Raw genomic sequence first — 18,523 nt, 5'->3', positions numbered from 1 at the left:
GCCTCTACGATCCCTTCGCAGGACTACGTCCGAGAAGAGTTCGAAGAGGAGCTCCACAGGGAACCTCGACAGGCGTCGACACCCGTTCGACACCCGTCGACCGGTCCGACAGGGGGAACCAGCCGATTCACCGGCGCGTGGATACGATCAGTAAGCAGTACGAGCAGTACGAGCAGTACGAGCAGTACGAGCAGCAGCCCGAGCGGTACCAGCGGTACCGATCGCGGTATCAGCGGTACCAAGCAGGGAAGTACCCGCTCAGCGGGATGTACAACGGCAGCAGCCACGGAGGAGGTGCCCCATGGGAGTCCTGAAGAAGTTCGAGCAGCGTCTCGAAGGTCTGGTCAACGGCACCTTCGCCAAGGTGTTCAAGTCCGAGGTCCAGCCCGTGGAGATCGCCGGCGCGCTCCAGCGCGAGTGCGACAACAACGCGACCATCTGGAACCGCGACCGGACCGTCGTCCCCAACGACTTCATCGTGGAGCTGAGCACGCCGGACTTCGAGCGGCTCAGCCCCTACTCCGGACAGCTCGGCGACGAGCTGGCCGGCATGGTGCGCGACTACGCCAAACAGCAGCGCTACACCTTCATGGGCCCCATCAAGGTCCACCTCGAGAAGGCGGACGACCTCGACACCGGCCTGTACCGGGTACGCAGCCGTACGCTCGCCTCCTCCACCGACCAGCAGGCTCCCGGCAGCGCCCCGAGCCGCCCGAGCTCCGGCGCACCCGGCGGCTACGGCTACCCGCCGGCCGCGTCACCCGCGGGCGCCCCGCCCATGCCGGCCTCGCCGCCTCCCGGCGGCCGCCCCGGCGGCTACGGCTACCCGCAGCCCGCAGGCGGACAGCGGCCCGCGGCCGCGGCCGCCCCCGCGGCCGGTGGCCGCATGCGCTACTGGATCGAGATCAACGGCACCCGCCATCAGATCTCCCGCGCGACGCTGGTGCTGGGCCGCAGCACCGAGGCCGACGTGCGGATCGACGATCCCGGCGTCTCCCGCCGGCACTGCGAGATCCGGACCGGAACGCCCTCGACGATCCAGGATCTCGGCTCCACCAACGGCATCGTGGTGGACGGGCAGCACACCACCCGCGCTACGCTCCGCGACGGCTCGCGGATCGTCGTGGGCAGCAGCACCATCATTTACCGGCAAGCCGAAGGGTGAAGCGGGGGCAATGTCAGAGCTGACCCTCACGGTCATGCGGCTGGGTTTCCTAGCCGTACTGTGGCTGTTCGTGATCGTGGCCGTGCAGGTCATCCGCAGCGACCTGTTCGGTACGCGTGTCACCCAGCGCGGTTCGCGCCGGGAGAGCGGACGGCCCCAGCAGGCCGCCCGACAGGCCGCGCCCCCGCAGCAGCGCCAGCAGGCCGCCGGGGGCCGGCAGCGTCGTAACGCCCCCACCAAGCTGGTGGTGACCGAAGGCACACTCACCGGCACCACCGTCGCACTCCAGGGCCAGACCATCACCCTGGGCCGGGCCCACGACAGCACCATCGTGCTGGACGACGACTACGCCTCCAGCCGTCATGCCAGGATCTACCCGGACCGCGACGGACAGTGGATCGTCGAGGACCTGGGCTCCACCAACGGCACATACCTCGACCGAACGCGGCTGACGACCCCCACACCGATCGGACCGGGCGCGCCGATCCGCATCGGCAAGACCGTCATCGAGCTGCGGAAGTAGTGCTACATCATGAATAGGCGCGAGCGGAGCGAGCACGCAGCGGCGGCCCCCACCCCGGGCCCCGGCGCGCTCCCGACCGGAGGGTGGGCACCGTGCGGATGTACCCGGAGCCGACGGGCGAGGTGCGCATGAGTCTGTCACTGCGCTTCGCCGCCGGATCGCACAAAGGCATGATCCGGGAGGGCAACGAGGACTCCGGATACGCCGGTCCGCGCCTGCTCGCCATCGCCGACGGCATGGGCGGCGCGGCGGCCGGCGAGGTCGCCTCCTCCGAGGCCATCTCCACCATCGTCGCGCTCGACGACGACGTACCCGGCTCCGACGTCCTCACCTCGCTCGGCACCGCCGTCCAGCGCGCCAACGACCAACTGCGCGCGATGGTCGAGGAGGACCCGCAACTGGAGGGCATGGGCACCACGCTCACCGCGCTCCTGTGGACCGGCCAGCGGCTCGGCCTGGTGCACGTCGGCGACTCGCGCGCCTACCTGCTCCGCGACGGTGTCCTCACCCAGATCACACAGGACCACACCTGGGTGCAGCGCCTCGTGGACGAGGGCCGGATCACCGAGGAAGAGGCCACCACCCACCCGCAGCGCTCCCTGCTGATGCGCGCGCTGGGCAGCGGCGACCACGTCGAACCCGACCTCTCCATCCGCGAGGTCCGCGCCGGCGACCGCTACCTGATCTGCTCCGACGGCCTGTCCGGGGTGGTGTCCCACCAGACCCTCGAGGACACCCTCGCCAGCTACCAGGGCCCCCAGGAAACCGTCCAGAACCTGATCGAGCTCGCACTGCGCGGCGGCGGCCCCGACAACATCACGGTCATCATCGCCGACGTCCTCGACCTCGACACCGGGGACACCCTCGCCGGGCACCTGTCCGACACCCCGGTCGTCGTCGGCGCGGTCGCCGAGAACCAGAACCACCTGAGCGACAACGGCATCATGCAGACCCCGGCGGGCCGCGCCTCCGGGCTCGGCCGCCAGGTGCCCGGGCAGGGCGGTTCAGGCGGCGAGTTCGGCCCGCCCGGCTCCGCCGACACCACCGGCTACGTTCCCGACGGCAGCTTCGGCGACTACGGCGACGACGACTTCGTCAAGCACCGCAAGAGCCGCAGGTGGCTGAAGAGATCCGTCTACCTCGTGCTCGCGCTCGGCGTCATCGGCGGCGGCCTCTACGGCGGCTGGCGCTGGACCCAGACCCAGTACTACGTCGGCACCAACGGCGAGCACGTCGCGCTGTACCAGGGCATCAGCCAGGACCTGGCCTGGATGTCCCTCTCGAAGGTGTCCAAGGACCACCCCGAGATCGAACTCAAGTACCTGCCGCCGTACCAGCAGAAGCTGGTGGAGAGCACGATCGCCGAGGGCGACCTGAAGAGCGCCCAGAAGAAGATCACCGAGCTCTCCGTTCAGGCCTCCGCGTGCCAGAAGCAGTCCCAGCAGCAGTCGGCCGAGAGCCAGCAGAACTCCAAGACCGGCGCGGGCGAGGCCGGGGGCACCACGGGAACCACCCGCACCTCCCTCACGTCCAAGGCGACACCGACACCCAACCCGTCGGGTTCGCAGCCGTCCTCCCCGTCCCCGTCCACGACCGCACCCGCTGCTCCCAGCCCCGGCCCCACTCTCTCGGAGGAAGAGCAGAAGGTCGTCTCGCAGTGCGGTACGCAGTAGGCAAGCCGTGAGAGGCCCCGACACACGATGAGCAGTACAACCAACCCGTCGACGCACCACACGTCCACGATCGGCTCGATCGGAACGCCGAGCCGGCGCAACACCGAGCTCGCCCTCCTGGTGTTCGCCGTCCTCATCCCGGTCTTCGCGTACGCCAACGTGGGACTGGCGATCAACGACGAGGTGCCGCCCGGACTGCTGAGCTACGGCCTCGGTCTCGGCCTGCTCGCAGGCGTCGGTCACCTCGTCGTCCGGAAGTTCGCGCCGTACGCCGATCCGCTGATGCTGCCTCTGGCGACCCTGTTGAACGGGCTCGGTCTGGTCATCATCTGGAGACTGGACCAGTCGAAACGGCTGCAGGCGAGCGACGACTTCGTCGCGGCCGCACCCCGCCAGCTCCTGTACTCCGCGATGGGCGTCACCCTGCTGGTCGTCGTCCTGATCTTCCTCAAGGACCACCGCGTCCTGCAGCGCTACACCTACATCTCCATGGCCGGCGCGCTGTTCCTGCTGGTTCTGCCGCTGGTCCCCGGGCTCGGCGCGAACATCTACGGCGCCAAGATCTGGATCAGGATCCCCGGCCTCGGCACGCTCCAGCCCGGCGAGTTCGCGAAGATCGCCCTGGCGGTGTTCTTCGCCGGCTACCTCATGGTCAAGAGAGACGCCCTGGCCCTGGCCAGCCGCCGCTTCATGGGCCTGTACCTGCCCCGCGGCCGCGACCTCGGTCCGATTCTCGTCGTCTGGGTCATCTCGATCCTCGTCCTGGTCTTCGAGACCGACCTCGGAACATCCCTGCTGTTCTTCGGGATGTTCATCATCATGCTGTACGTCGCCACCGAGCGGACCAGCTGGATCGTCTTCGGTCTGCTGATGTCGGCCGCCGGCGCCGTCGGCGTCGCCTCCTTCGAATCGCACGTCCAGCAGCGCGTCCAGGCCTGGCTCGACCCGATGCACGAGTACACGCTCAGTCGACAGGGCGTCTTGGGCCACACCGAGCAGTCCATGCAAGCCCTCTGGGCCTTCGGCTCCGGCGGCACCCTTGGCACCGGCCTCGGTCAGGGCAACTCCGACCTCATCGGCTTCGCCGCCAACTCCGACTTCATCCTCGCCACCTTCGGCGAGGAACTGGGCCTGGCCGGCGTCATGGCGATCATGCTGCTCTACGGCCTGATCGTGGAACGCGGCGTGCGCACCGCGCTCGCGGCCCGCGACCCGTTCGGCAAGCTGCTGGCCGTCGGTCTGTCCGGCGCCTTCGCCCTCCAGGTCTTCGTGGTGGCCGGCGGTGTCATGGGCCTCATCCCGCTGACCGGCATGACCCTGCCGTTCGTCGCATACGGCGGCTCCTCCGTCATCGCCAACTGGGCCTTGATCGGCATCCTGCTGCGCATCAGCGACACCGCACGCCGCCCGGCGCCGGCCCCCGCCCCCAGCCCCGACGCCGAGATGACCCAGGTGGTCCGCCCGTCATGAACAAGCCCCTGCGCCGGATCGCGATCTTCTGCGGACTCCTCGTCCTGGCACTGCTCGCCCGCGACAACTGGATCCAGTACGTCCAGGCCGACACCCTGCGTGAGGACCCCGACAACCGCCGCGTCGCCATCGCGCGCTACGCCTCACCCCGCGGCAACATCATCGTCGGCGGCAGCCCCATCACCGGGTACACGACGACGTCGAAGGGCGACTTCAAGTACAAGCGCACGTACAAGAACGGCGCGATGTGGGCGCCGGTCACCGGCTTCGTCTCCCAGGCCTACGGCGCCAACCAGCTCGAGAACATCGAGGACGGCATCCTCACCGGCAACGACGACCGGCTGTTCTTCCGCAACACCCTCGACATGATCACCGGCAAGGAGAGGGAGGGCGGCAACGTCGTCACCACCCTCAACGCCGCCGCGCAGAAGGCCGCGTACAACGGGCTCAAGGGGCGCGGGAAGGGCGCCGTCGCCGCGATCGAACCGTCCACGGGCAAGATCCTGGCGCTGGCCTCGTACCCGTCGTACGACCCCTCCACGATCGCCGGCGGCGGCGAGTCGGACGCCGAGGCCTGGAAGAAGCTGGACAAGAAGAACAACCCCAACGACCCGATGCTGAACCGGGCGCTGCGCGAGGTCTACCCGCCCGGCTCCACCTTCAAGGTCGTCACCGCGGCCGCCGCCCTGGAGAACGGCCTCTACGACAACGCGGACGTCAAGACGAACTCGCCGCTGCCGTGGATCATGCCGGGCACCACGACCCCGCTGAAGAACGAGGGGAACATCCCCTGCAAGAACGCCACCCTGCGGGAGGCGCTGCGGGTGTCCTGCAACAGCGTCTTCGGCAAGGTCGGAGCCGACCTCGGCAACGACAAGATGCTGGCGGAGGCCAAGAAGTTCGGCTTCGACGCCGAACAGTTCACACCGGTCCGCTCCAGCGCCTCGGTCTTCTCCGACGACATGAACGAGTCGCAGACCGCGCTGTCCTCCATCGGCCAGTACAACACCGCCGCGACCCCGCTGCAGATGGCCATGGTCGCCTCGGCCGTCGCGAACGACGGCACCCTGATGAAGCCGTACATGGTGGACAAGCTCCAGGCCCCCAGCCTCGACCCCGTCGAGTCGACCGAGCCGGAGAAGCTGAGCCAGCCCCTGTCGCCGAAGAACGCCCAGATCCTCCAGTCGATGATGGAGACCGTCGTCAAGGACGGCACCGGCACGAAAGCGCAGATCGGCGGCGGTGTCACCGTGGGCGGCAAGACCGGCACCGCCCAGCACGGCGAGAACAACAGCAAGAACCCCTACGCCTGGTTCCTCTCGTACGCCAAGCTCGCCGACGGCAGCTCACCGGTCGCCGTGGCCGTGGTGGTCGAGGACGACGCCGCCGTCCGTGACGACATCTCCGGCGGTGGCCTCGCGGCGCCCATCGCGAAGAGCGTGATGGAGGCGGTCATCAACAGCAAGAAGTGACCCCGCTCACGTCCCCTTCACATCGGTGCACGTTGCGATACCGGTCCTGTATCGGGTGACGGGCTTGGCCAGGTCACACAGAGCCAGACGGGTACGGTAGGCCCGGACGGCAGCCTCCGGCCCGCACGAGCCGTGCGAGCCGGGACCGACGGAGAGGGCTGGTAGCAAGCTATGGAAGAGCCGCGTCGCCTCGGCGGCCGGTACGAGCTGGGCCAGGTGCTCGGCCGTGGTGGCATGGCGGAGGTATACCTCGCCATGGACACGCGCCTCGGTCGCACCGTGGCGGTGAAGACGCTGCGAGCGGACCTCGCACGCGACCCGTCCTTCCAGGCCCGGTTCCGCCGGGAGGCCCAGTCGGCCGCCTCGCTCAACCATCCCGCGATCGTCGCGGTCTACGACACGGGCGAGGACTACATCGACGGGGTCTCGATCCCGTACATCGTCATGGAGTACGTCGACGGCTCCACCCTGCGTGAGCTACTCCACAGCGGCCGCAAGCTGCTGCCGGAGCGCACGCTGGAGATGACCATCGGCATCCTCCAGGCCCTGGAGTACTCCCACCGCGCCGGCATCGTCCACCGCGACATCAAGCCCGCCAACGTCATGCTGACGCGCAACGGCCAGGTCAAGGTGATGGACTTCGGCATCGCCCGCGCCATGGGCGACTCCGGCATGACGATGACCCAGACATCCGCGGTCATCGGCACCGCCCAGTACCTCTCCCCGGAGCAGGCCAAGGGCGAGCAGGTCGACGCGCGGTCCGACCTCTACTCCACGGGCTGTCTGCTCTACGAGCTCCTCACGGTCCGCCCGCCGTTCGTCGGCGACTCCCCGGTGGCGGTCGCGTACCAGCACGTCCGGGAAGAGCCCCAGGCCCCGTCCGTGTTCGATCCCGAGCTCACGCCCGAGATGGACGCCATCGTCCTGAAGGCGCTGGTCAAGGACCCGAACTATCGCTACCAGTCGGCCGACGAGATGCGCCTCGACATCGAGGCCTGCCTCGACGGCCAGCCGGTCGCGGCCACCGCCGCGATGGGCTCCGTGGGCTACGGCGGCTACCCCGACGACCAGCCGACGACCGCCCTGCGCTCCGACGCGGGCGCCGGGGCGACGACCATGCTCCCCCCGATGAACCCGGACGACGGCGGCTACGGCTACGACGACCGCCCCGACCGACGCCGCCAGAAGAAGTCGAACACGTCGACGATTCTGCTGGTGGTGGCGGGGGTTCTGGTACTCGTCGGCGCGATTCTGATCGGGAAGTGGATCTTCGCGGGCGAAGGGGTGGCCAACGACACCACCACCGTCCCTGACTTCGTGAGCCACAACAGAACCGAGGCCGACGGGCTGGCGAAGAACGCAGAACTCAAGGTCGTGTACACGGAGAAGCCCTGCGAGAACCAGAGCAAGGGCAAGGTCTGCACACAGGACCCGGACTCCGGCAAGACGGTCAAGAAGGAGTCCACCGTCAACCTGGTGGTCTCCACCGGGGCGCCGAAGGTCGCGGTGCCGAATGTCATCGACAAGGACGTCGATACCGCGACGCAGCTACTCGAAGACAAGGGCTTCAAGGTCGAGACAAAACAGACGGAGTCCTCCCAGGAACCGAACACCGTCCTCAGCCAGGACCCTGACCCCGCCACAGAGCTGGAGAAGGGCTCGACCATCACCCTGGAGATCGCCAAGGCCGAGGAGAAGGCCACCGTCCCGGACGTCCTGGGCCAGTCCTGTGACGCCGCCAAGGCACAGATGACGGCGAACAACCTCCAGGGCAACTGCACCGACGTGGAGACCCAGGACCAGAACCAGGTCGGCAAGGTCATCGAGACCACGCCGTCGGCGGGCTCGCAGGCCGACAAGAACTCCACGGTGGAGATGAAGGTCGGCAAGGCAGCCCCGAAGAAGACACAGGTTCCCAGCGTCGTCGGCCAGACGGTCGGACAGGCCAAGCAGACCCTGCAAGCGGCCGGCTTCACCAACATCCAGTTCGCCAACGGAAGCAACCAGAGCGACACCGCCTTCGTGACCCAGCAGGACCCACAGGGCAACACCGAGATCGACGACGACCCGGCAAGCACCGCGGTCACGCTGACGACCATCGGCGGCGACGGCGGCAATGGCGGCAACGGTGGCAACGGCGGCGGAGGATTCTTCGGCGGCGGCACCGGATAGCGGCCCACACGGAGGACGGACACCACGTCCCCCTGGCACGAGCGAAGCCCCAGCACCTGTTCGCAGAGTGCTGGGGCTTTCTCGTGGTCGCACCTCAACGGACAGGTGTACCCGCATCGATCGTGTCTTCCTATCCGACGACTCGTTGATCGGTTGGGGTGGGGTGTCGGAGCTCTGCCCTGGCCGCACGGCCACGCCACGAACGGACGGGCAGAACGTGATCAACGAATCGGCGCTGCTGGAATCCAAGAGCCTGCGCGGCAGCGTGCTGGAGCGCACGGACGTACTCGACAAGGTCAAATCGCTGTCACTGCTGCCGGACGGGATGCATGTGACTACGGCGATGGTGGCGACGTACTTCGACGTCACCATCGAAGTCATCCGGCAGCTCACCAAGCGCCACCGCGAAGAGCTGGACGTCAACGGCATGACGGTTCTACGAGGCTCTGACCTGCAGAAATTCGAGAGTGACAACGTGTCACTCTCACTGGGTAGTTATCCACAAGCTCGCCGGAGCCTCACCATCTACTCCCGGCGCGCGGTACTCAACATCGCCATGCTCCTCCGCGACAGCGAAGTCGCCCGTCAGGTACGCCGGTACCTCCTCGACATGGAATACCTGGCGCGCGCACAGCCTGTGGAAAACCCCGTCGCCACAGACACCAGCTCCCTCCACGAACACATCGACCAGCGCCTCACCCACATCCTCGGCAAGACCGTCGTCCCGATGTTCAACGCCCTGATCGAAACGTCAGGTGAACACCGCCGCGAACTCATCGAGCTCCGCCAGGACATCGAGGACGTCGAACGCAAGCTGTGCTGGCACCACAGCCGCCTCCGGACCCTGGAAGGAGAAGCCCCCACAGACGCCGTGAGGGCCCAGCTCAAGGCCATGACGTGGAAGGCGTTCGAGCGCCATGTGGCCGACCTGCTGCAGCGTGACGGCTGTACGGACGTCGTCGTTCGACAGGCCCGCACCGACAGGGGCATCGACATCACGGGACACACCGCCGATGGCCGGACCCTCGCCGTGCAGTGCAAGAACCGCGCCGGTCGCTCGTCCGTCCCCAGTGCCGACATGCAGAAGTTCGCCGGCGCGGCACGTGCCGTGGGCCGTGCGGACGTCGCCCTGTTCGTCGCCACCTGCAACTTCAGCAGCGAAGCCCAGGCGATCGCCGACCTGAGCGGAGTCATCACGGTGAACCGCGACGAGGTGGAGGCCTGGAGCGCCGGTGTGCGGCTCAAGGCACTGCGCTGAGTATCAGCCCAGTTCCTTCGGCAGCGTCCGCTCGCTGTCCACCTTCTGCACCCGCTCCAACTCCCCCCACACCACGTACCGGTACCGGGACGTGAACACCGGCGTGCACGTCGTCAGGGTGATGTAGTGGCCCGGCTTTTTCTTCCCGGACTCCTTGGGGACCTTCGACAGGACCTTGACGTTGTACTTCGAGGTCTCGGGGAGGATCGCGAAGACCTTGTAGACGTACCACTCGGTCTTCGTCTCGAAGACGATCGGGTCGCCCTTCTTCACCTTGTCGATGTTGTGGAACTTCGCGCCGTGGCCGTCCCGGTGCGCGGCGAGCGAGAAGTTGCCGTCCTTGCCGGTGGTCGGCAGCGCGGACTTGACCGGGTCGGTGTAGTAACCGGCCACACCGTCGTTCAGGATCTTCGACGAGGTGCCCTTCTCGACCAGGACCTCACCGTTCTTCATGGCCGGCACGTGCAGGAAGCCGATGCCGTCCTTGGTGTCCAGCGCACCGGGCCCGGTGTCCTTGTGGGCCGCCCAGTTGTCCCGGACCCTGTCGCCCTGCCGGTCCGCCTTGCGGTCGGCGACGACGTTGGTCCACCACAGGGAGTAGACGACGAACAGGCCGAGCACCAGGCCGGCCGTGATGAGGAGCTCGCCGAAGACACTGACCGCCGTCGCTATACGGCCGGGGCGGCGACGTGCCTCGGGAGGCGCGGACGCGGGCGCGCCGGTGTGCTCTTCGTGCTCGGTGTCGTCGGTGGTCGCTGCCACGTTCATCTGCCCTTACTGGACGAGCGCATCCGGCTTGCCCTTGCTGCGCGGCCGTTCCTCGACCATCTTGCCCCAGACGATCATCCGGTACTTGCTGGTGAACTCCGGCGTGCACGTGGTGAGCGTGATGTACCGGCCGGGCCCGGTGAAGCCGGAACCCTTGGGGACGGGGTCGATGACGCTGGTGTTGCTCGGAGGCGTCACCGGCAGGATCGACGCCATCTTGTAGACGTAGTACTTGTCCTGCGTCTCCACGACGATCGGATCACCCGCCGTGAGCCGGTTGATGTACCGGAACGGCTCGCCGTGCGTGTTGCGGTGACCCGCGAGCGCGAAGTTGCCGGTCTTCGCGTCGGGCATCGCCGTCTTCAGCGCGCCCTCGCCGTAGTGACCGACCATGCCCCGGTCGAGCACCTTCTTGTTGCTGACGCCCTCCGCGATCGGCACGACCACGTCGAGCTTGGGGATGTGCAGGATGGCGAAGCCCTGCCCGGGTGCGAAGGCGCCCGGGTTGCGCTTGCCGCTCGCCCAGTCGTCCTGGAGGCTGCTCGTCTCCTTGTCCGCCTGCGCGTGCGCCCGGACGTTCGTCCACCACAACTGGTAGCTGACGAACAGCAGCATCAGCACACCGGTGGTGATGAACACCTCGCCGATCGCCCGGCTGGCGACGACGCCGGGACTCGCCTTGCGCGCCCGCGCCTGCCTGCGCGCCTCCACCCGGGAGAGCGGTTGGCCCCCCTCCGCCGTCGGCGCCGATTCGGACTCCGACTCCGGATCCTGCTCAGGCGACGAGCCGCCGTGACGCCCGTGGCGGCGCTTGGCGGCCTTTCTGCGGGCCGCACGGCCACCCGGGGTGGATCCAGTGGCGGGTGATGCGGATGAGGCGCCAGACGCGGATATGGACTCGCCGCCGACCGCGCTCGTCGGCGGCTCAGGTATCCGCAGAGCCACCGTCTCGTCATCGAGCGGCGGCACATACGGAGCGGGATCCGCGACGGGCTCGTAAGACAGCGGGTCGACTGCGGGCTCGAAAGACACCGGATCGTAAGGCGGCTGGTCGGCCGCGGGCTCGAAAGACAGCGGATCGAGTGGCGGATCGTACGCCGCCGCCTCGACCGGGGTCTCGTACGGCACCGAGCCGTAGGACTCGTACGGCGCGCCACCGTACGAGTCCTCACGCTCGGGGCGCAGCGCAGTCACGCCGTGGCCCTGCCCACCACCGGGGCGAGCCCCACCGACCTCGCCACCGCGCCGTGGTCGCCGCACTCCACCAGCCAGTTGGCCAGCATCTGGTGTCCGTGCTCCGTCAACACCGACTCGGGATGGAACTGCACGCCCTCGACAGGAAGTTCCCGGTGGCGCAGGCCCATGACGATGCCGTCGTGCGTGCGGGCGGTGATCTCAAGCTCCGCCGGGACAGTCGCGGGCTCGGCGGCGAGGGAGTGGTAGCGGGTTGCCGTGAAGGGCGTGGGCAGGCCGGCGAAGACACCTCGCCCCTCGTGCTCGACCAGCGAGGTCTTGCCGTGCAGCAGCTCGGGCGCGCGGTCCACCACGCCGCCGTACGCCACCTGCATCGACTGCATGCCGAGGCAGACGCCGAAGACGGGCACGCCGGTGGAGGCGCAGTGCCGCACCATCTCGACGCAGACACCGGCCTCCTCGGGAGTACCGGGGCCCGGCGACAGCAGGACACCGTCGAAGCCGTCCTGGGCGTGCGCCGTCGACACCTCGTCATTACGCAGCACCTCGCACTCGGCGCCGAGCTGGTACAGGTACTGGACCAGGTTGAAGACGAAGCTGTCGTAGTTGTCGACGACGAGAATCCGCGCAGTCACTGGTTGTCCACCGTCACATCGTTGAAGGGAAGCAGCGGTTCCGCCCACGGAAAGACATACTGGAACAGGACGTAGACCACGGCCACGACCAGCACGAGTGAGATCAACGCCCTCACCCACGCGTTCCCCGGCAGATGCCGCCAGATCCAGCCGTACATGCCGTCCCTTCCGTCGCACCACGGCACCAGACTCACGCCGTACCGCACCAGACTAACGGCGTAGAGCCCGAGGTTTCCCTGCCTCCACAGGCTGTGTGGAGTCCAGATGCGCCCAGACGATCAGCCGGTGGCTGTGCCCCCACTCCGGATCGCAGGTGGTCAGCGTGAGGTAACGACCTGGACGCGCATACCCCGACTTACGTGGCACAGGGTCGATCACCTCGACGTCCGAGGGAACGGTTTTGTAAGGACCTTTGTCGATCCGATACGTGAACCAGGTCACCCCGTCCGTCAGCACCACCGCGTCACCGCGACGCAGCTCGGGAAAGTCCTTGAAAGGATCGCCGTACGTGCGTCGATGGCCGGCGACCGCGAAGTTGCCCTTCTGCCCCAGCCGCGCGGTGTTCGCGTAGTGACCGAGCCCCTTCTTCAGGGTGCTGGTGGCCGTGTTCTCCAGGACCGGCTTGTTCCACGTGAAACCAAGCCGCGGGATGTACATGATCGCGAAGGGCTTCCCGCCCTTGTACGCCGTCGGCGGCGCAGGGGGCTCCAAGGCGCCGGATCCCTCAGATGTACCGGGGGTGGCCGCCCTATCGGTCGGAGTGGTCGTGTGGGGCGACGTCGTCACCGGCGGACGCACGCTGCCCCGCGACCACTGCTCCTGCAGCTGGTCGATCTGGTCATCCATGACGTGGTCGGCCTTCACGCCGGTCCAGAACAGCACATAGGCGACGAACAGCACGATCAGTGCGCCAAGGGTGATGCAGAGCTCGCTGAAAGTTCTGACGATCACCCGCACCGACACAGAGCCCCCCGGCGGCTACTCCACAGGCTTCGCGTACTGCAGATCCACTGTGCCCGAGTAGCCGGGCAGAGTCACCCGTCCGTCCTCTTCGACTTTCCATCCGAGCCCGTAGACGTTGACGTACACCATGTAGTTCTGGATCGCCGCGGACGCGGTCAGCGCCTTCTGCAGCTTCTCCGGGTCACCGACCGCCGTGATCTTGTACGGCGGCGAGTAGACGCGGCCCTGGAGGATCAGGGTGTTCCCCACGCAGCGCACGGCGCTGGTGGAGATCAGCCGTTGGTCCATGACCTTGATGCCCCGGGCGCCGCCCTGCCACAGGGCGTTCACCACCGCCTGAAGGTCCTGCTGGTGGATGACCAGGTAGTCGGGCTGCGGCTCGGGATAGCCCGGGAGCTTGGCGGTGGCGTCCGGCGGGGCGTCATTGAGGGTGACCGAGAGCCCCTTGCCCGTCAGTTTCTCGGTGCCCGCGCTCTTCTCCAGGGCGGACAGCTTGTCGTCCTGGGCCTTGGTGCTGCCGTCATCCCGCTCGGCGAGCGACTCGATGTCGTTACGCAGGGCCGCGTTGGACTCGTCGAGCTCGCCGTTCTTGCCGCTGCGCTCATGGATGAGGTCCGACAGCTTCAGCAAGGACGTGTCCGTCCGGATATTGGTGCCCTTGGCCGTGTTGAAACTGGTGAAGAAAATGAGCCCCGCGAGAGCGAAGACGCCCGCCGTGAGCACCCGCACCCCCCGGAAACCTCGTCGTCGGGCAGGACTGGGTCCCGTCCCGGGGAAGTCGGCAGAATTGCTCAACGTACCCTTATCTCCTTCGGCACCGCGGAAGCACTACGCTAACGGACGCCCGGGGGAGCACTCAGTGTCCCCTTGTACGCTGCCTCGGAGCCAGCCCCGTACCCTGCGCGGCCACGCAGCGCATCGACAGGAGAGACCCTCGTGCCGAAGTCACGTATCCGCAAGAAGGCCGACTACACGCCGCCGCCGGCGAAGCAGGCGACCGCCATCAAGCTGACCAACCGGGCCTGGGTGGCGCCGGTGATGCTGGCCATGTTCCTCATCGGCCTGGCCTGGATCGTCGTCTTCTACGTGACCGACGGTTCGCTGCCCATCGACCAGCTCGGCAACTGGAACATCGTGGTGGGCTTCGGGTTCATCGCCGCCGGATTCGGCGTCTCGACCCAGTGGAAGTAACGGCCACAGGCAGGTGAACGCACCTCTGCCCAGGGCTATCCACTGAGTTATCCACAGCCACTGTCCACACGGTGGGGAAAAGAAACGACGATCTGTGGATAACTCATCGGGTGTTGACGCCGGTGTGACTGACTGACCGGTATTCGAAAACGTGTTCACACCTCTCTGACCTGCAGAAACACCGGTCAACCGCAGAGGATGCGCGCGTTCCTGCACGGTATGCACAAGATCCGACACTCACTGTGGACAACCGGCCGCTCAGCTGCCTGGAGAGTCGGCTCAGGTGAGCTGGGCCGACCTCAGCACGGTCATGATGACGATCACGACCAGGACCAGCGCGCAGGTGCCGTACTGGACCAGGGCGCGGCGCTCGCGTGGGGTGTTGATCATGGCGTAGCCCGTGATGACACCGGCGACGAGGCCACCGATGTGGGCCTGCCAGGAGATGTTGAAGCCAGGGTTGAAGGTGAAGATCAGGTTGATCACCAGCAGGGCGATGATCGGCCGCATGTCGTAGTTGCGCCGCCGTACGAGAACGGCGGTGGCGCCGAAGAGGCCGAAGATGGCGCCGGAGGCGCCGAGTGTGGCTGTGCTGGGGGATGCGAGCAGATAGGCGAGGGCGCTGCCCGCGAGGCCGGAGATGAAGTAGACCGCGAGATAGCGGGCCCGGCCGAGGGCTGCTTCCAGCGGGCCGCCGAGCCACCACAGGCTGAGCATGTTGAACCCGATGTGCCAGTACTCCTGGTGCGTGAACATCGAGGTCACCAGTCGGTACCACTCGCCGTCGGCGACGCCCATGGTCGGCGTGTACGGTGCCGGAGGCCAGGCGCCGACGAGCACCAGGTCGTTCAGCAGCGACGGGGAGACCTTGACGGCGATGAACACCGCGAGGTTGATGCCGATCAGGATCTTGGTGAACAGGCGGGGGTCGGCCGCGATGGTGCCACCGGCGAGGGTGCGGGGCTGGGAGGCCGTGGGGGCGTGTCCTGTGCCGGAGCCGTTGCGGACGCAGTCGGGGCACTGGAAGCCGACGGAGGCGCTGACCATGCACTCCGGGCAGATCGGGCGCTCGCAGCGAGTGCAGCGGATGCCGGTCTCACGGTTCGGATGCCGGTAGCAGCCGGGCACGCTCTGCGCGCCTTGTGAACTGCTTGCCGCCTGGTCCATGACATCCCCTAAGTCGTCGTCCGCACATGCACCACCCCGCCCATCCTTACGGATGAGCGGGGCGATTGGTTCCCTTCGCGCAGGCCGGGGAGGTACGGGCCGGCTGCGCGGGTCCCGTGGTCTCAGCCCTGGCGGGTCTCGACGACGACCGATTCGATGACGACGTCCTGGACCGGGCGGTCGTTGGGACGGGTCGTCGCGACGGCGGCGATGGCGTCCACGACCTTCTGGCCGGCCGGGTCGGTGATCTCGCCGAAGATGGTGTGCTTGCGGTTCAGCCAGGCCGTGGGGGAGACGGTGATGAAGAACTGCGAGCCGTTGGTGCCCGGGCCGGCGTTGGCCATGGCCAGCAGGTACGGCTTGTTGAAGGAGAGGTCGGGGTGGAACTCGTCCTCGAACTCGTATCCCGGGCCGCCGATGCCGGTGCCCAGGGGGTCACCGCCCTGGATCATGAAGCCGCTGATGACGCGGTGGAAGATCGTGCCGTCGTAGAGCTTCTTGGTGGACTTCTCTCCGGTGGCCGGGTGGGTCCACTCGCGCTCGCCCTGGGCGAGCTCGACGAAGTTCCGGACCGTTTTCGGGGCGTGGTTCGGCAGAAGCCGGACCTCGATGTCGCCGTGGTTCGTCTTCAGGGTGGCGTAGAGCTGCTCGGCCACGATCTGCCTTCCGTTGTCTTCCTGTGCCCCACCGATCCTTGCATGGTTCGCGCGTTGCGTCGCCTGGCACCCGCCCGTGCGTCCGGCTTCGGCGGTTTCGCTTACAGAAATCCGGTCGAGTGGTTACGGGGCGGGGGCGAGGCGTGGCGATCCGTGGCATTGTCGGCATTGTCGGCGACACGTTCTTGTTGCCTGTGTTCGTCCTCTAGTACACGTGATCGGCCCTTGAGTACTTCTTGATCGGGTATGGCACGAAGTCAGCGACCATGACCCGGATGCCTGCCCGCACATGACCAGGCTCGTCCGAACATGCATGATCCGTAAAAGGGTGGAAAGTCGAAATACCGTACGCCACCGAGGAGGAGGATCCCGTGACCCGCATCGACAGCGTGCGCGCCGCGACCGGCTCGGCGAAGGACAGCGTGCTGCACGCCGCGGAAGTGGTGGCGCCCTACGCCGACACGGCCAAGGACAGGACCGCGCACTACGCACACGAGGCACGCGTACGGCTCGCGCCGAAGGTGACGCAGGCCGCCGAACAGGCTCGCGTCCAGTACGACGCTCATCTCGCGCCGCGTCTGGACCAGGCCCGCTCGCAGGCTCTCGCCCATGTCCCGCCGAAGGTCGACCAGGCCGCCCATGAGGCTGCCTCACGTACCCGGAAGGTCGCCAAACAGGCCGCTGACTACTCCCTGCCGAAGATCGGGCTGGCGGTGGCCGCGGCGGGGCCGGTCCGGAACGAGGCTGCCGCACGCAGTACCGCCGCGCTGGCCGCTCTGCGCGGTCAGGTCTCGCCGAAGCAGATTCAGAAGCTGGTCCGCAAGCAGGAGCGGCGCGCGCGGGCAGGACGGCTCGCCAAGGCGCTGGCGGTCGCGGGCCTCGTGGCAGGCGGCGCCTTCGCCGCCTGGAAGTGGTGGGACAAGCAGGCCAACCCTGACTGGTTGGTCGAGCCGCCCGCCGCGACGGAGGTCCCCGAGGCGTCCCGGCTGAACTCGGTGGACGGTAGCGGCAAGTCCGTACTCGACCCCGAGGTGCAGGCCAAGGAGGCTGAGGAGGAGGGCGCACACCGCGACGAAGGGCAGTGACGATTTCACCGACGTCCGTGCCGTGGGGCAGGAGACCGTGTGGTCTCCTGCCCCACGGCACGTTGTGCCGGGCGGACGGTTTCACGTGAAACACGAGCCGTTTCGGCGGCCGACCGACGCGCCCCGAGCACCACACCGCGCACAGAAGATCCCTCCAACCACGTTCCCGCAGGTTGGAGGGATCTTGTAGTGGAGCCTAGGGGAGTCGAACCCCTGACATCTGCCATGCAAAGACAGCGCTCTACCAACTGAGCTAAGGCCCCAAAGGTGAACAACCACCGGAACAATCACGTACCGGTAGGTGCCGCAGACCAGAGTACCGGGTCACCCCGGTGATTCCACAAAAGGATTGGGGTCCCGGCGAACAAACACTCTCCGTAAGATGCTCCGCGTGGTTCGCTACCGCGAACCGCGGTTTTTGGGGAAGCGATGGGGAGACGCAATGGACGCCGCACAGCAGGAAGCGACCGCGAGAGCGCGGGAACTGCAGCGGAACTGGTACGGGGAGCCGCTGGGGGCACTCTTCCGTAAGCTCATCGACGATCTTGGCCTCAACCAGGCTCGTCTCGCGGGGGTACTGGGACTGTCAGCGCCGATGCTGTCCCAGCTGATGAGCGGTCAGCGGGCGAAGATCGGCAATCCCGCGGTGGTCCAGCGGGTGCAGCTGCTGCAGGACCTGGCGGGGCAGGTCGCGGACGGCAGCGTCAGTGCGGCCGAGGCGACCGAGCGCATGGAAGAGATCAAGAAGTCGCAGGGGGGCTCGGTGCTCAACAACACCACACAGACGACGAACAGTTCGGGGGCGCCCACGGTCAAGCGGGTGGTCCGCGAGATCCAGTCGCTGCTGCGCTCGGTGGCAGCCGCGGGAGACATCATCGAGGCGGCTGACACCCTCACCTCGACCCACCCGGAACTGGCGGAGTTCCTCCGGGTGTACGGCGCCGGCCGCACCTCCGACGCTGTCACGCACTACCAGTCCCACCAGAGCTGAGCCCGCGGCCCGGTCGCCGAAGGGGGTTCGGCGACCGGGCCGACGGCCCAGGAGGCACGAGGGGGTCGTGTCTCGTCGGGGGAGACACGTGGGGGCGTGTTCATTCACCGAAGACGGCCCGGAGGGGTCGTTTCGCTCAT

General features: G+C 67.5%; 19 protein-coding genes and 1 tRNA gene. 11 read left to right on the top strand and 9 right to left on the bottom strand.

Annotated elements, in window-relative coordinates; genetic code table 11:
• Positions 1-137 precede the first annotated feature (137 nt).
• The 8 genes from ABZ027_RS06200 to ABZ027_RS06165 all read left to right on the top strand — a co-directional run bounded on the left by ABZ027_RS06200 (position 138) and on the right by ABZ027_RS06165 (position 9,733).
• Positions 138-314, top strand: coding sequence for a hypothetical protein (locus ABZ027_RS06200; RefSeq protein WP_356764849.1), 177 nt, complete (start codon positions 138-140; stop codon positions 312-314).
• Entirely contained in the window at positions 302-1,165 is an 864-nt protein-coding gene (locus ABZ027_RS06195) for a DUF3662 and FHA domain-containing protein (protein ID WP_356764847.1), read from the top strand. Before ABZ027_RS06200 ends, ABZ027_RS06195 begins: the two co-directional genes overlap by 13 nt.
• A gap of 10 nt (positions 1,166-1,175) precedes the next feature.
• A complete protein-coding gene (locus ABZ027_RS06190) occupies positions 1,176-1,688 on the top strand; it encodes an FHA domain-containing protein (RefSeq protein WP_356764845.1) in 513 nt (170 codons plus the stop codon).
• Positions 1,689-1,786: 98 nt separating this feature from the next.
• The gene (locus ABZ027_RS06185) at positions 1,787-3,361 is read left to right on the top strand and encodes a Stp1/IreP family PP2C-type Ser/Thr phosphatase (protein WP_356764920.1); all 1,575 of its coding nucleotides are present in this window, start codon (positions 1,787-1,789) and stop codon (positions 3,359-3,361) included.
• Between the two features lie 27 nt (positions 3,362-3,388).
• Positions 3,389-4,831, top strand: a complete 1,443-nt coding sequence (locus ABZ027_RS06180; protein ID WP_356764843.1) for an FtsW/RodA/SpoVE family cell cycle protein — start codon at positions 3,389-3,391, stop codon at positions 4,829-4,831.
• A complete protein-coding gene (locus ABZ027_RS06175; RefSeq protein ID WP_356764841.1) occupies positions 4,828-6,303 on the top strand; it encodes a penicillin-binding transpeptidase domain-containing protein in 1,476 nt (491 codons plus the stop codon). Before ABZ027_RS06180 ends, ABZ027_RS06175 begins: the two co-directional genes overlap by 4 nt.
• Positions 6,304-6,474: 171 nt before the next feature.
• Positions 6,475-8,475 (top strand): Stk1 family PASTA domain-containing Ser/Thr kinase, encoded by a 2,001-nt coding sequence (pknB, locus tag ABZ027_RS06170; protein WP_356764839.1) that lies wholly within the window; start codon positions 6,475-6,477, stop codon positions 8,473-8,475.
• Between the two features lie 217 nt (positions 8,476-8,692).
• Complete coding sequence (locus tag ABZ027_RS06165; protein WP_356764837.1) at positions 8,693-9,733, top strand: restriction endonuclease; 1,041 nt, start codon at positions 8,693-8,695, stop codon at positions 9,731-9,733.
• A gap of 3 nt (positions 9,734-9,736) precedes the next feature.
• Here the strand turns inward: ABZ027_RS06165 and ABZ027_RS06160 are convergent, their stop codons facing one another.
• From ABZ027_RS06160 to ABZ027_RS06135, 6 genes are read right to left on the bottom strand one after another with little or no spacing between them, the layout of a single operon-like run.
• Positions 9,737-10,501, bottom strand: coding sequence for a class E sortase (locus tag ABZ027_RS06160; protein WP_356764835.1), 765 nt, complete (start codon positions 10,499-10,501; stop codon positions 9,737-9,739).
• A 6-nt stretch (positions 10,502-10,507) separates the two neighbouring features.
• Complete coding sequence (locus ABZ027_RS06155) at positions 10,508-11,695, bottom strand: class E sortase (RefSeq protein ID WP_356764833.1); 1,188 nt, start codon at positions 11,693-11,695, stop codon at positions 10,508-10,510.
• Positions 11,692-12,330: an aminodeoxychorismate/anthranilate synthase component II gene (locus ABZ027_RS06150; protein ID WP_356764831.1), complete on the bottom strand. Its 639-nt coding sequence runs from the start codon at positions 12,328-12,330 to the stop codon at positions 11,692-11,694. Before ABZ027_RS06150 ends, ABZ027_RS06155 begins: the two co-directional genes overlap by 4 nt.
• The gene (locus tag ABZ027_RS06145; RefSeq protein WP_356764829.1) at positions 12,327-12,524 is read right to left on the bottom strand and encodes a hypothetical protein; all 198 of its coding nucleotides are present in this window, start codon (positions 12,522-12,524) and stop codon (positions 12,327-12,329) included. Before ABZ027_RS06145 ends, ABZ027_RS06150 begins: the two co-directional genes overlap by 4 nt.
• Positions 12,525-12,540: 16 nt before the next feature.
• Positions 12,541-13,287, bottom strand: a complete 747-nt coding sequence (locus ABZ027_RS06140; RefSeq protein WP_356764827.1) for a class E sortase — start codon at positions 13,285-13,287, stop codon at positions 12,541-12,543.
• 21 nt (positions 13,288-13,308) lie between these two features.
• The gene (locus ABZ027_RS06135; RefSeq protein WP_356764825.1) at positions 13,309-14,088 is read right to left on the bottom strand and encodes a DUF881 domain-containing protein; all 780 of its coding nucleotides are present in this window, start codon (positions 14,086-14,088) and stop codon (positions 13,309-13,311) included.
• Positions 14,089-14,229: 141 nt separating this feature from the next.
• On the opposite strand from ABZ027_RS06135, the gene crgA reads away from it, so the two are divergent.
• Positions 14,230-14,484 carry a cell division protein CrgA gene (crgA, locus tag ABZ027_RS06130; protein WP_030665812.1) on the top strand — a complete coding sequence of 85 codons (255 nt, stop codon included), beginning with the start codon at positions 14,230-14,232 and terminating at the stop codon, positions 14,482-14,484.
• Positions 14,485-14,763: 279 nt separating this feature from the next.
• Here the strand turns inward: crgA and ABZ027_RS06125 are convergent, their stop codons facing one another.
• Both ABZ027_RS06125 and ABZ027_RS06120 read right to left on the bottom strand, forming a co-directional pair.
• Entirely contained in the window at positions 14,764-15,651 is an 888-nt protein-coding gene (locus ABZ027_RS06125) for a rhomboid family intramembrane serine protease (RefSeq protein ID WP_356764822.1), read from the bottom strand.
• Positions 15,652-15,773: 122 nt separating this feature from the next.
• On the bottom strand, positions 15,774-16,307 hold the full coding sequence (locus ABZ027_RS06120) for a peptidylprolyl isomerase (protein ID WP_356764820.1): 534 nt from the start codon (positions 16,305-16,307) through the stop codon (positions 15,774-15,776).
• Positions 16,308-16,678: 371 nt separating this feature from the next.
• On the opposite strand from ABZ027_RS06120, the gene ABZ027_RS06115 reads away from it, so the two are divergent.
• Entirely contained in the window at positions 16,679-17,392 is a 714-nt protein-coding gene (locus ABZ027_RS06115) for a DUF5324 family protein (protein ID WP_356764818.1), read from the top strand.
• A gap of 190 nt (positions 17,393-17,582) precedes the next feature.
• On the opposite strand, the gene ABZ027_RS06110 is transcribed toward ABZ027_RS06115, so the two are convergent.
• Positions 17,583-17,655, bottom strand: a tRNA-Ala gene (locus ABZ027_RS06110).
• Between the two features lie 179 nt (positions 17,656-17,834).
• On the opposite strand from ABZ027_RS06110, the gene ABZ027_RS06105 reads away from it, so the two are divergent.
• The gene (locus tag ABZ027_RS06105; RefSeq protein WP_356764816.1) at positions 17,835-18,383 is read left to right on the top strand and encodes a DNA-binding protein; all 549 of its coding nucleotides are present in this window, start codon (positions 17,835-17,837) and stop codon (positions 18,381-18,383) included.
• Positions 18,384-18,523 lie beyond the last annotated feature (140 nt).

It is taken from the genome of Streptomyces sp. NPDC006332 (assembly GCF_040612855.1).
Classification (GTDB): domain Bacteria; phylum Actinomycetota; class Actinomycetes; order Streptomycetales; family Streptomycetaceae; genus Streptomyces.
This window is presented reverse-complemented; position numbering and strand designations above follow the sequence as displayed.